Origin of the sequence: Phycicoccus sp. Root101, from assembly GCF_001426245.1 — a bacterium.
Lineage (GTDB): Bacteria > Actinomycetota > Actinomycetes > Actinomycetales > Dermatophilaceae > Pedococcus.
Genome location: NZ_LMCM01000006.1, coordinates 93183 through 106435 on the forward strand (window position 1 = coordinate 93183; position 13253 = coordinate 106435).

Here is a 13253-nt window from a genome sequence, read left to right on the forward strand (position 1 = left end):
CTCGTCCGAGCCGTGGCCAAGGCCGTCCACGCGCGTGTACAGGTGTGCCCCGGACAGTCCAGGAGGGCCGCTCCGACGCACCACGACCCCTCTAGGACGGTGACCCGAACGTGACTTCTGCGCGCTTCTCCGCCCAGCCCGCCGACACCGGGCTCTACCGCCGCGAGTTCGAGCACGACGCCTGCGGCGTGGCCCTCGTGGCCACGATGCGGGGCAGCGCAGGTCACGACATCGTCGACCACGCCCTCACCGCGCTGCGCAACCTCGAGCACCGCGGCGCCACCGGCGCCGACCCGCTCGTGGGCGACGGCGCGGGCATCCTCACGCAGGTCCCGGACGCCTTCTTCCGCGCGGTCGTGGGTTTCGACCTCCCCGTCGCCGGCGCGTATGCCGTGGGCACCGCCTTCCTGCCCGCCGACGAGACCGAGCGTGCCCGTGTCGTCGAGCGGATCGAGGCCATCGCCGCGGAGGAGAACCTCACCGTGCTGGGCTGGCGCGACGTCCCGGTGAGCGCCGAGCTCGTGGGCCAGGCCGCGCGCGACTGCATGCCGTTCTTCCGCCAGCTGTTCGTCAGCTCCTCGTCCGGCCGGATGGTCGGGATCGGCCTGGACCGACTGGCCTTCTGCCTGCGCAAGCGGGCCGAGCGCGAGACCGAGGTCTACTTCCCCTCGCTGTCGTGCCGCACCCTCGTCTACAAGGGCATGCTCACCACCGGTCAGCTCGAGCCGTTCTTCCCCGACCTGTCCGACCGCCGGTTCGAGACCCAGCTCGCGCTGGTGCACTCGCGGTTCTCCACGAACACCTTCCCGAGCTGGCCGCTGGCCCACCCCTACCGGCTCATCGCCCACAACGGCGAGATCAACACGGTCAAGGGCAACCGGAACTGGATGCGCGCCCGCGAGAGCCAGCTCGTCTCCGACGTCATCCCCGGTGACCTCGAGCGGCTGTTCCCGATCTGCACCCCCGAGGCCTCCGACTCGGCGTCCTTCGACGAGGCGCTCGAGCTGCTGCACCTCGGCGGACGTTCGCTGCCCCACGCCGTCCTGATGATGATCCCCGAGGCGTGGGAGAACCACACCGAGATGGACCCCGCCCGACGGGCGTTCTACGAGTTCCACTCCACCTTCATGGAGCCCTGGGACGGACCCGCCTGCGTCACGTTCACCGACGGCTCGCTCATCGGTGCGGTCCTCGACCGCAACGGCCTGCGCCCCGGTCGCTACTCGGTCACCGACGACGGCCTGGTCGTCCTCGCGTCCGAGGCCGGTGTCCTCGACCTCGACCCGACCCGGGTCGTGCGCAAGGGCCGCCTCCAGCCGGGCCGGATGTTCCTGGTGGACACCGAGCACGGCCGCATCGTGTCGGACGACGAGATCAAGTCCTCCCTCGCCACCCAGCACCCGTACGACGAGTGGCTGCACGCGGGCCTCATCCACCTCGACGACCTCCCCGAGCGTGAGCACATCGTGCACACCGCCGCCTCGGTGGCGCGTCGCCAGCAGACCTTCGGCTACACCCAGGAGGAGCTCAAGATCCTCCTCGCGCCGATGGCGCGCACCGGGGGAGAGGCGCTCGGCTCCATGGGCACCGACACCCCGATCGCGGTGCTGTCCGACCGTCCCCGCCTGGTCTTCGACTACTTCACCCAGCTGTTCGCCCAGGTGACGAACCCCCCGTTGGATGCCATTCGCGAGGAGCTGGTCACCTCCCTCGGCACCGTGATCGGTCCCGAGGGCAACGCCCTTGCCGCGAGCCCGGCGCACGCCCGCCAGGTCGTGCTGCCGTTCCCCGTCATCGACAACGACCAGCTCGCGAAGGTCGTCCACGTCAACGCCGACGGCGACCTGCCCGGCTACGCCACCCACGTCGTCCGTGGGCTCTACGACGTCACCGGTGGGGCCGCCGCCATGCAGGCCCGGCTCGAGGAGATCTTCGCCGAGGTCTCGCAGGCCATCGCCGACGGCGCCCGCTTCGTCGTCCTGTCCGACCGTGACTCCGGTCGCGACCACGCCCCGATCCCGTCGCTGCTGCTCACCTCCGCGGTGCACCACCACCTGATCCGCGAGAAGACCCGCACCCTGGTCGGCCTCGTGGTCGAGGCGGGTGACGTGCGCGAGGTGCACCACGTCGCCCTGCTCATCGGGTACGGCGCCGCCGCCGTGAACCCCTACCTCGCCATGGAGTCGGTCGAGGACCTCGTCCGCTCCGGCGCGATCGAGGGCGTGACCTCCGAGCAGGCGGTCAAGAACCTCATCAAGGCGCTCGGCAAGGGCGTCCTCAAGGTGATGTCGAAGATGGGCATCTCCACCGTCGCGTCCTACCGCGGCGCCCAGGTGTTCGAGGCGATCGGTCTGTCCCAGGAGCTCGTCGACCGGTACTTCACCGGCACGGTCAGCCAGCTCGGCGGGATCGGGCTCGACGTCGTCGCCGCGGAGACCGCGGCCCGCCACGCCGCGGCCTACCCCCCGGACGGCGTGCGCCTCCCGCACCGCAAGCTCAACGTGGGCGGTGAGTACCAGTGGCGCCGGGAGGGCGAGCCGCACCTGTTCGACCCGGACACGGTGTTCCGCCTGCAGCACTCGACGCGCCAGCGCCGGTACGACATCTTCAAGCAGTACACCCAGCGGGTCGACGAGCAGTCGGAGCGGCTGATGACGCTGCGCGGCCTGTTCGAGCTCGGTGGGGCGAACCCGCGCGAGGCCGTCTCGATCGACGAGGTCGAGCCGGTCAGCGAGATCGTCAAGCGGTTCAACACCGGCGCGATGTCGTACGGCTCGATCAGCCTCGAGGCCCACGAGACCCTCGCCATCGCGATGAACCGGCTCGGCGCGCGCTCCAACACCGGCGAGGGCGGTGAGGACGTCGAGCGCCTCATGGACGACGAGCGCCGCTCGGTCATCAAGCAGGTGGCCTCGGGCCGCTTCGGCGTGACCTCGCTCTACCTCACCAAGTCCGGTGACATCCAGATCAAGATGGCCCAGGGCGCCAAGCCCGGCGAGGGTGGCCAGCTGCCCGGGCACAAGGTGTACCCGTGGGTGGCCAAGACCCGTCACTCCACGCCCGGCGTCGGCCTCATCAGCCCTCCGCCGCACCACGACATCTACTCGATCGAGGACCTCGCCCAGCTGATCCACGACCTCAAGAACGCCAACCCCGAGGCCCGGATCCACGTCAAGCTCGTCTCCGAGATCGGGGTCGGCACGGTGGCCGCAGGCGTCTCCAAGGCGCACTCCGACGTGGTGCTCATCTCCGGCCACGACGGCGGCACCGGCGCCTCGCCGCTGACCTCGCTCAAGCACGCCGGTGGTCCCTGGGAGATCGGCCTCGCCGAGACCCAGCAGACGCTGGTGCTCAACAACCTGCGCGACCGCATCGTCGTGCAGTGCGACGGGCAGCTCAAGACGGGCCGTGACGTCGTCATCGCCGCCCTGCTGGGTGCGGAGGAGTTCGGGTTCGCCACGGCGCCGCTCGTCGTCAGCGGCTGCGTCATGATGCGCGTCTGCCACCTCGACACCTGTCCGGTCGGCATCGCCACCCAGAACCCCGAGCTGCGCAAGCGGTTTAGCGGCAAGCCGGAGTTCGTCGAGACGTTCTTCGAGTACATCGCCGAGGAGGTGCGCGAGCACCTCGCCGCCCTGGGCTTCCGGTCGGTCGAGGAGGCCATCGGCCAGGTGTCGTCGATCGACGCCACCAAGGCCGTCAACCACTGGAAGGCCGCGGGCCTGGACCTGTCGCCGATCTTCGCCGACGTGCAGAGCCCCGACGGCTCGCCGCGTCGGAACACGACCAAGCAGGACCACGGCCTCGAGAAGGCGCTGGACCACCAGCTCATCACGATCGCCAAGGAAGCCATCACCGACGGCACCCCGGTGTCGGCCGAGGTCGCCGTCCGCAACGTCAACCGCACCATCGGCACGCTGCTCGGCCACGAGGTCACCAAGGCCCACCCCGACGGCCTGCCCGACAACACGATCGACCTCACGCTCCGGGGCTCGGCCGGGCAGTCGCTCGGCGCCTTCCTGCCGCGGGGCATCACGCTGCGCCTGTACGGCGACGCCAACGACTACGTCGGCAAGGGCCTCTCCGGCGGCCGGGTCGTCGTCCGTCCCGACCGCGCGGCGCCCCTGGCCGCCGAGCAGAACGTCATCGCCGGCAACGTCATCTGCTACGGCGCGACCACCGGCGAGCTCTTCCTGCGCGGCAAGGTGGGCGAGCGGTTCTGCGTCCGCAACTCCGGCGCCAGCGCGGTCGTCGAGGGCGTGGGCGACCACGGCTGCGAGTACATGACCGGTGGCACCGTCCTGGTCCTCGGGCCGACGGGTCGCAACTTCGCGGCCGGCATGTCCGGTGGCGTGGCGTATGTCCTCGACATCGTCGAGGACCGGGTCAACCGCGAGCTCGTCGACCTGTCGCCGCTGCGACCGGACGACGAGACGGTGGTGCGCGAGCTGCTCGCCAAGCACGTCGAGTGGACCGAGTCCCCGGTGGCCTCAGGGCTGCTCGAGGACTGGGACACGGCGCGCGGCCGGTTCACGCTCGTGCTGCCTCGCGACTACCAGCGCGTCCTCGACGTGCGGGCGGCCGCTGAGGAAGAAGGTTTGGACGTCAACGGCTCCGAGGTCTGGGAGCGGATCATGGAGGCTTCCCGTGGCTGACCCCCAGGGCTTTCTCAAGACGCGCGAGCGCGAGCTCCCGGCCCGCCGACCCGTTCCGGTCCGCATCCGGGACTGGAAGGAGGTCTACGAGGAGCAGGAGCTCGGGCAGCTCCAGCGCCAGGCCGGTCGCTGCATGGACTGCGGGATCCCGTTCTGCCACAGCGGTTGTCCGCTCGGCAACCTCATCCCCGAGTGGAACGACCTCGCCTGGAAGGGTGACTGGCGCGAGGCCATCGAGCGCCTGCACGCGACCAACAACTTCCCGGAGTTCACCGGTCGCCTGTGCCCGGCCCCGTGCGAGACCGCCTGCGTGCTCGGCATCAACCAGCCGGCCGTGACGATCAAGCAGATCGAGGTCACGACGATCGACCGTGCCTTCGACGCCGGCTACGTCCAGCCGCAGGCGCCCGAACGCCTCACCGGCAAGACCGTGGCCGTGGTCGGCTCCGGTCCCGCAGGGTTGGCGGCCGCCCAGCAGCTGACCCGGGCGGGGCACACCGTGGCGGTGTACGAGCGCGCCGACAAGCCCGGAGGCCTGCTGCGCTACGGCATCCCCGAGTTCAAGATGGAGAAGTCGGTGCTCGACCGCCGCATCTCCCAGATGGAGGCCGAGGGCACACGCTTCCGCAGCGGCGTCAAGGTCGGCGAGGACGTGACCGGCCGCCAGCTGCGTGACCGGTACGACGCCGTCGTCCTGGCCATCGGTGCCACCGTCCCCCGGGACCTGCCGGTGCCCGGGCGTGAGCTCGACGGCGTCATGCAGGCCATGGAGTTCCTGCCGCCGGCCAACAAGGTCGCGCTCGGCGAGAGCGTCCAGGGCCAGGTCACCGCGGAGGGCAAGGACGTCATCGTCATCGGTGGAGGTGACACCGGCGCCGACTGCATCGGCACCTCGCACCGCCAGGGCGCCAGGTCGGTCACGAGCCTGGAGATCATGCCCCAGCCGGGGGAGGAGCGGGTGGCCGGCCAGCCGTGGCCCACCTACCCCATGACCTTCCGCGTCGCCTCCGCCCACGAAGAGGGCGGSGAGCGGGTGTATGCCGTGTCGACCAAGGAGGTCCTCGGCGAGGACGGCAAGGTCAGCGGCATCCGCGTCGTCGACGTGCAGCGCGGTGAGAACGGCTTCGACGAGGTCGAGGGCACCGAGCGGGTGCTGCCGGCGCAGCTCGTCCTGCTCGCCATGGGATTCCTCGGGCCGGAGCAGCCGGGCGTCGTGGAGCAGCTCGAGGTGGAGCTCGACGAGCGCTCGAACATCAAGCGCGACAAGGAGTACATGTCCAGCGTGCCCGGCGTCTTCGTCGCGGGTGACGCCGGTCGTGGCCAGTCGCTCATCGTCTGGGCCATCGCCGAGGGCCGTTCCGCTGCAGCGGGCGTCGACAAGTACCTCAGCGGCCAGACCGCCCTGCCGCGTCCGATCAACCCGAACGACCGCCCCCTCGTCGTCTGAGCGGCGGGCGTCCTGCGCGACTCGAAACACGGCATACCCGGACACCCGGTGGGCCTCCCCGGAAGGGGTGGTTCACCGGGTGTTCGCGTGTCCGCAGGGTGACCGCCGTCACGTTCCGGACGGGGCGGGCGATAGGGTCGCAACCATGCGTCGCGCCAAGATCGTCTGCACCCTCGGCCCGGCTGTCTCCAGCCCCGAACGCATCCGTGCGCTCGTCGATGCGGGGATGGACGTGGCCCGGCTGAACCTCTCCCACGGCGAGTACGCCGACCACGAGGAGATCTACCGCTCCATCCGCCGGGCCAGCGACGAGACCGGTCACGCCGTCGGGATCCTCGTCGACCTCCAGGGGCCGAAGATCCGCACGGGTCGCTTCTCGGGTGGCCCAGTGAGCCTGCCCACCGGCTCCGAGTTCACCATCACGACGCGGGAGATCGACGGCACCCCGACCGAGGTCGGCACGACCTACAAGGGCCTGCCCGGCGACGTCCGCCCCGGTGACGCGCTGCTCATCGACGACGGCAAGGTCGCGCTCGAGGCCGTCGAGGTCACCGCCACCGACGTCCGCTGCCGGGTCACGGTCGGGGGCACCGTCAGCAACAACAAGGGCATCAACCTTCCCGGTGTCGCGGTGTCCGTCCCCGCCCTGTCCGAGAAGGACAAGGAGGACCTGCGCTGGGCGCTGCGCCTGCGCGCCGACATGATCGCGCTGTCCTTCGTGCGGTCGGCCAAGGACCTCGACGACGTCTACGAGGTGATGGACGAGGTGGGCGTGCGGCTGCCCGTCATCGCCAAGATCGAGAAGCCCCAGGCCGTCGACAACCTCGCCGAGATCATCGCCGCCTTCGACGGGGTCATGGTCGCGCGCGGCGACCTCGGCGTCGAGCTGCCGCTCGAGGAGGTGCCGCTGGTCCAGAAGCGCGCCATCGAGATTGCCCGCCGCAACGCCAAGCCGGTCATCGTCGCCACCCAGGTGCTCGAGTCGATGATCGAGAACCCCCGCCCCACCCGCGCGGAGGCCTCCGACGCGGCGAACGCGGTCCTCGACGGCGCGGACGCGCTCATGCTGTCCGGCGAGACCAGCGTGGGCGCCTACCCGATCGTCGCCGTCGAGACGATGGCCCGCATCATCGAGAGCACCGAGGAGCATGGCCTCGACCGCATCCTCCCGCTCGGCACCAAGCCGCACACGATGGGTGGCGCCGTGTCGGCCGCCGCGGTCGAGATCGGCGAGCTGCTCGGCGCGAAGTACCTCATCACGTTCACCCAGTCCGGTGACACGGCCAAGCGGATGTCGCGCGTCCGTCCGCGCATCCCCATGCTGGCCTTCACGCCGGAGGCGCACACCCGCTCGCGGCTCGCCCTCGCGTGGGGCATCGAGACCTTCCTCGTGCCGATGGCCCGGCACACCGACCAGATGGCGCGCCAGGTCGACAAGACCCTGCTCGCCGACGGCCGCGTCAAGGAGGGCGACCTCGTCGTCATCGTCGCCGGCTCGCCCCCCGGCATCCCCGGCTCCACCAACGCCCTTCGCGTCCACAAGATGGGTGACGCGGTCAACAAGGTCGCGCCCGCCTACGAGGACCTCGAGGACTGACGCCGCGAGGGGTGCCAGCGGGTGGCGGGCACCGCCCCCACCCGCTTGTATGCTGCTCCCGCACCTCCGCCGGCCCGTCCGGCGAGCTGCGCCGAAGTGGTGGAATGGCAGACACGGAGCACTCAAAATGCTCTGCTCGAAAGGGCGTGCGGGTTCGAGTCCCGCCTTCGGCACCACAGACCTCCCACTCTCGCCGTGGAGCACCGGTCTCGCCCAGTGGGGCGTCCCCACGCCGGGCACGCAACATGCCGTTAACGTGCGTCCCATAGGCTCAGTCCTGTGAGCGAGACCCAGTCGACGACGACCACCACCAAAGCCCCCACGCGGATCCTCGTGGCGGAGGACGAGGCGCTGATCCGCCTCGACCTCGCCGAGATGCTGGCCGAGCTCGGTTACGAGGTCGTCGGGCAGGCGAGCAACGGCGAGCAGGCGGTCGAGATGGCCAAGGAGCTCACGCCCGACCTGGTGATCATGGACGTGAAGATGCCCGTCATGGACGGCATCACCGCAGCCGAGGAGATCGGCTCGGCGAAGATCTGCCCCGTGGTGATGCTCACCGCCTTCAGCCAGACCGAGCTGGTGGAGCGGGCGCGCGACGCCGGCGTGATGGCGTACATCGTCAAGCCGTTCACGGCCTCCGACCTCGCGCCGGCCATCGACATCGCCCGGCACCGCTGGACCGAGGTGAAGGCGCTCGAGAGCGAGATCGCCGACCTCGGCGAGCGGCTCGAGACGCGCAAGGCCGTCGACCGGGCCAAGGGCATCCTCATGAAGAAGCTGAAGATCTCCGAGGCGGAGGCGTTCCGATGGATCCAGAAGACGGCGATGGACCGTCGCCTGGGCATGCGCGAGGTGGCCGAGGCCGTCGTCACCGGCATGGACAAGGCCTGACCGGTGCCGGCAGTGGTTCGCGCGGCCTCGGCGGCCGACGCGCAGGCGCTGGCCGGCGTCGCCGCGGCGACCTTCGCCCTGGCCTGTCCACCGCACGTGACGCCGGAGGCCATCGCGACCTTCATCGCCAACGTGCTGTCGGAGGAGCGGTTCGTCGAGTACCTCGCCGACCCCGCCCGTGACCTGTTCCTCGCCGAGGACGGCGGCACGGCGACGGGCTACGCCATGCTCGTCACGGGGGAACCGTCCGACCCGGACGTACAGGCGGCGCTGAGCCTGCGGCCGACGTCGGAGCTGAGCAAGATCTACGTGCTGCCCGACCAGCACGGCGGCGCCACCAGCAGGCTCCTGATGGCGGCCGCCCTCGACGCCGCTCGCGCCAGGGGGTCCGGGGGCGCCTGGCTCGGGGTCAACCAGCTCAACGAACGCGCTCAGCGGTTCTACGCCAAGAGCGGGTTCACGCAGGTGGGCACCAAGCGGTTCCTCGTGGGGGACCGGTACGAGGACGACTACGTGTTCGAGCAGCCGTTGTGACGCTCGCCCGGGCGGCCGAAACGGCCTCCTGATCCGAGGGCCGTCGCGACGAAATGCCAGTGGTCGCAAGCAAGCCCATTCACTTGCACGGAGCAGTTCTGTTGAAGACTTCACTAATGGAGCGCGGTGGCTCTAGAGTCCTACTCCTGGCGCGTTCCTGGAACGGCCAGCGGCCCTCGGGGGAGCCGCGCACACACGAGTCAGACCGTCGATGATGGAGGAACCGGTGAGCCGTCCCGCGATCAGCGTCAAGCGTGTGCGCGAGGACGAGCAGCGAGCGTTCACCGAGCTGTGGATGTCGGCCCGGGTCGAGGCCGGGGTCAGCCCGGAGGTCGCTGCCCGAGCCGCGTCGGAGGGCCGCGTCGCCGCCGCCCTGGGCCGTGAGGACGTCCGGGCCTACGTCGCGATGGCGGACGGGCGCGCGGTCGGGTTCGCCGTCGCCGCCACGAGCCCCTTCTCAGCGCTCACCGAGGCTCCCTGCGTGACGATCGACCAGCTGTACGTCGTGCCCGAGTCGCGCAAGCACGGCGTCGCGCGCCAGCTCATGGGTGCCGTCACGGTCTACGCCGACTCGCGCGGGTGCGAGCAGATCGGCTGCAACGTGCCCGCGCAGCACCGCGAGGCCAACCGCTTCTTCGCTCGCCTGGGCTTCAGCTCGCAGGTGGTCCGACGGATCACCACGGTGGCCGCCCTGCGCCGGCGACTGGGCACCGACGAGCAGCGCACGCACTCGCTCGAGGCGCTGCTGCACCGTCGCCGGTCGCTGCGGGCACGGGCCGCCCAGTCGGCCAACCGCCTGGCCGGCTGACTGGGTCAGCTCTGGGGCCTGGCGATCCCCAGCCGGGTCGTCGGCACCCCGGGCAGGACGGTGCCGGCGGTGATGCCGCAGCGCTTCTCGAGGATCTCGCCGAGGACGATGCGGTAGTCCGTCGTGGCGTTGAGGTCGCCGGCGAGGAGCTTGTCCGGAGTCAGGCCGGGCCAGGTCCCGTAGACCTTGCCCCCGTTGACGCCGCCGCCCATGACGAACGAGACGTTGCCGTACCCGTGGTCCACGCCGCCGGAGCCGTTCTCCGCCACGCGACGGCCGAACTCCGAGAGCGTCACGAGCGTGACCTTGTCGCCCGCTGCCCCCAGGTCGGTGTTGAACGCGGCGAGCGCCTTGCCGACCTCCGTGAGCTGGTTGTACATCCACCCGCCGTCGGAGCGTCCGAGGTTGACGTGCATGTCCCAGTTGCCGGAGTCGATGGTCACCGCTCGCAGGCCCACGCCGGCCTTGATGAGGCGGGCTGCATCGCGCAGTGCGTCGCCGAGCGCGCCATACGGGTATGCCGCGCCACCGGCAGGCGTGTAGGGGGTGCTGGTCAGCGCGGTGGTCGTGCCGACCGTGCTGAGTGCGGTGTTCGCCGGTCCGGCGAGCTGCGCGGGCGCACCGGCGTAGAGGGCGCCGAGCGCCTTGGTCCACCGGCTCATCTCGGTGGCGTCCCACGCGCCGGCCAGGTCGAAGCTGTCCAGGCTGCGCATGGCGAGCTCGACCGTGGGGCCCATGAGGGAGCGCGGGGCGCTGGTCGACGCGAGCGAGGTCGCGGCGAAGGGACCGGGGGTCGTGGTCGCGCCGACCATGCGGTCCAGCCAGCCCGTCCGCAGGGAGGACCCGGGGGCGGCGCGCTCCATCTCGTCCATGTCGGTGAAGTGCGACCGCGTGGGGTTGGGCTGGCCCACCGCGTGCACCATGGCCAGGCGACCGGACGTGAACAGGGGCAGAAGGGGGGCCAGTGCCGGGTGGAGGGCGAAGCGCGCGTCGAGCTTGAGCCCGCGGGACTGGGGGACGGCGATGTTGGGCCGGGCCTCGTAGTACGCGGCGTCGCCGACGGGTGCGACCGCGGTGAGGCCGTCGAAGCCGCCGCGGAAGGACAGCACGACGAGGGTGTCACCGGTGTAGCCGGCGTCGGCGAACGTCAGCTGCGTCGCGGCCTCGGCCGAGGTCGAGCCGAGGGTGAGGGCGCCGGCGGCGCCGAGCCCGGAGGCGGCGAGGAAGCCGCGGCGCGAGAAGCCGGTGTCCCTGATGGTGCGGACGAAGTCGGGGCAGCCGCAGGCGTCAGCTGACGGGGGGCCGGGGGCGGCACCCTCGACGGGGACGGGCGCGGTGCCGGGCAGGGTGGTGTGGGTCATCAGGGCCTCAGCGGGTTGCGAACTCGGGGGAGTCGAGGATGAGCGCGACGACGTAGGGCAGGCGCCAGCCGAGGGCGGCGTCGTTCGCGGACAGGGTCGTGGCAGCGGTCTTGTCGAGGAACGCGCAGACCGCGTCGCGCTTGGCGGCGGGCAGCGGTGCCTGGGTGAGGCGCTGCGCGAGGGCGTCCACGTACGCGCCATACGTCGCGGGTGCGGTGGTGGGGAGCAGGGTCCGGAGGGCCGGGTACTTCACCTTGGTCGTGGCGGGGTCGGAGGCCGTCCACGTCTGGTACATGTGGAAGTTCCAGGTGGTCAGGGTGGTGCCGGCCCCGGCCCAGGCAGGCGCCACGTCGGGGTAGCCGTTCGGCGCGGGCCACCCCATGGGGGCCTGTCCCGCGGTCTGGGCCATCCACAGCAGGTCGTTGAGCCAGCCGGGGAGGTCGGCCCCGGGCTGGGCGCCGAGGACGCGGACCGCCGAGACGATGTTCTCGAGCGGTCGCTTGGTCTTCTGGCCCGCAGAGGCGGAGAACTCCGGGGAGGTGAGCAGTGCCCGCAGCACCGGGGCGATCTGGGTGTCGTTGGCGAGGTAGACCTGGGCCAGCCGGTCGATGAGCGTCGTCGGCGGGGTGTCCGACACGAAGCGGACCGCGAGCTTGGTGACGATGCGGCGGGCCGTCTTCGGGTGCCGGGCGAGGTAGTTGAGGTAGGACTCCACGACCGGGGTCCCGGCGGGCGAGGCGTTGTCGTTGCTCCAGGTGAGCAGCGAGACCTTGCCGCGGTAGTGCCGCATGTCGCGCCAGAGGTACTCGCCGGTCTCGAAGTCGATGCCCATGCCCGTGAGGACCAGGGCGGACCGGCGGATGTCGGACTCCCGGTATCCGCCGTCGACACCGACGGTGTGCAGCTCGAGCAGCTCACGGCCGAAGTTCTCGTTGGGGGACCGCTTGGTGGAGAACGCGTTGTCGAGCTGCTGCAGCATCGCGGGGTGCTTGGCCGCCGCGACCAGCATGTCGGAGTACCGGCCGAGGGCGTTCCGGCGGATCACGTCGAGGTGGTAGCGGTGCAGGCTGTCCCACGCGTCGCCCCATGGGCCGGTGACGACGAGGTGGTTGGTCCAGAAGTCCACCATCACCTCGAGCAGCTGGCGCTTGGACCAGATCGCGCGGGCCAGGTAGGCCTGGATGACGGCGTAGCCGGCGTCGCCGGTTCTGTCGGGGTAGTACTTGTCCCGCACGCCCCAGATCCGGCTGTTGAGGATGGGCCACTGGGTGGTCACCAAGGAGTCCATCGCGGTGTCGGGGACGGCGGTCAGGGGGCTGAGCTGGGCGTCGATCCAGGCGGTCGTTCCCTTGGCCGCGATCTCGGCGACCAGGGCGGGGGTGGCGCCCCACGACGCACGCCGGGCCAGGTGCAGGGCGGGGCTGGGTGCGGCGACGGCGGTGGCTCCAGCGGTGGCCCTGGCCGTCGAGGTGGATGAGGTGTAGGCGACGCCCTTCCGGGGGGTGTAGGCGCGGTCGATCGTGGCGGGGGCCGGGTCGTGCGCGGTGACAGGGGGTTTGGCCAGCTGCTGGGGGAGGGGGCGCTGCGTGATCGGGTTGGCGACGGTCGGGGCGGTGTAGGTGCTGGGGGACCGGTGCGGGGCGACGGCGTCGACCGCCGCGGCCGCCACGGCGCCCACGGCGCCGCGTCGGGTGACCTTGGCCCCGGCCGGCTCGGTCCGGGCGTCGGGGAGGGGGCCGGTCGCGGTGGGGGGTGACTGGGGGGAGTCGGTGGCGACGGCCGAGCGGTTGCGGATGATGCTGGGGGGCACGTCGTCGATCGTCTCCCGCGCGTCACGGGGGCGTCGTCACCCGTTCGGGCCGTTCGACGGGGGACCAACGGACGGCTTCCCAGCCCACTTGACCGGCCCTTGACCTTGCGCTGACCACGCCCTGACGAAGCGGGTCGAAATGTCGGGTTT

Annotated in this window: 8 protein-coding genes and 1 tRNA gene; 7 read left to right on the forward strand and 2 right to left on the reverse strand. The window is 71.1% G+C overall.

The annotated features are described in order from the left end of the window. Positions 1-110: 110 nt before the first annotated feature. The 7 genes from gltB (at position 111) to ASC58_RS07860 (ending at position 9932) form a co-directional block, all read left to right on the forward strand. Positions 111-4655, forward strand: a complete 4545-nt coding sequence (gene gltB / locus ASC58_RS07830; protein ID WP_056918923.1) for a glutamate synthase large subunit — start codon at positions 111-113, stop codon at positions 4653-4655. Next, on the forward strand, positions 4648-6102 hold the full coding sequence (locus ASC58_RS07835) for a glutamate synthase subunit beta (protein WP_056914279.1): 1455 nt from the start codon (positions 4648-4650) through the stop codon (positions 6100-6102). The genes gltB and ASC58_RS07835 overlap by 8 nt, the downstream gene beginning before the upstream one ends. Positions 6103-6247: 145 nt before the next feature. Further along, entirely contained in the window at positions 6248-7699 is a 1452-nt protein-coding gene (gene pyk / locus ASC58_RS07840; protein ID WP_056914280.1) for a pyruvate kinase, read from the forward strand. Between the two features lie 90 nt (positions 7700-7789). Next, positions 7790-7875 (forward strand) — tRNA-Leu (locus tag ASC58_RS07845). 103 nt (positions 7876-7978) lie between these two features. Next, positions 7979-8590, forward strand: a complete 612-nt coding sequence (locus ASC58_RS07850; RefSeq protein WP_056914281.1) for an ANTAR domain-containing response regulator — start codon at positions 7979-7981, stop codon at positions 8588-8590. A gap of 3 nt (positions 8591-8593) precedes the next feature. Further along, entirely contained in the window at positions 8594-9124 is a 531-nt protein-coding gene (locus ASC58_RS07855; RefSeq protein WP_056914282.1) for a GNAT family N-acetyltransferase, read from the forward strand. 226 nt (positions 9125-9350) lie between these two features. Next, positions 9351-9932 carry a GNAT family N-acetyltransferase gene (locus ASC58_RS07860; protein WP_056914283.1) on the forward strand — a complete coding sequence of 194 codons (582 nt, stop codon included), beginning with the start codon at positions 9351-9353 and terminating at the stop codon, positions 9930-9932. 5 nt (positions 9933-9937) lie between these two features. Here ASC58_RS07860 and ASC58_RS07865 read toward each other — a convergent pair whose 3' ends face one another. Both ASC58_RS07865 and ASC58_RS07870 read right to left on the reverse strand, forming a co-directional pair. After that, positions 9938-11293, reverse strand: coding sequence for a DUF1501 domain-containing protein (locus ASC58_RS07865; RefSeq protein ID WP_082553083.1), 1356 nt, complete (start codon positions 11291-11293; stop codon positions 9938-9940). Between the two features lie 7 nt (positions 11294-11300). Continuing rightward, positions 11301-13103: a DUF1800 domain-containing protein gene (locus tag ASC58_RS07870; protein ID WP_056918924.1), complete on the reverse strand. Its 1803-nt coding sequence runs from the start codon at positions 13101-13103 to the stop codon at positions 11301-11303. Positions 13104-13253 lie beyond the last annotated feature (150 nt).

What these genes read in the sequence shown, in the direction of transcription:
- ASC58_RS07865 (WP_082553083.1), bottom strand. Translation starts at nt 11,293, where the DNA reads ATGACCCACACCACCCTGCCCGGCACCGCGCCCGTCCCCGTCGAGGGT.
- pyk (WP_056914280.1), top strand. Translation starts at nt 6,248, where the DNA reads ATGCGTCGCGCCAAGATCGTCTGCACCCTCGGCCCGGCTGTCTCCAGC.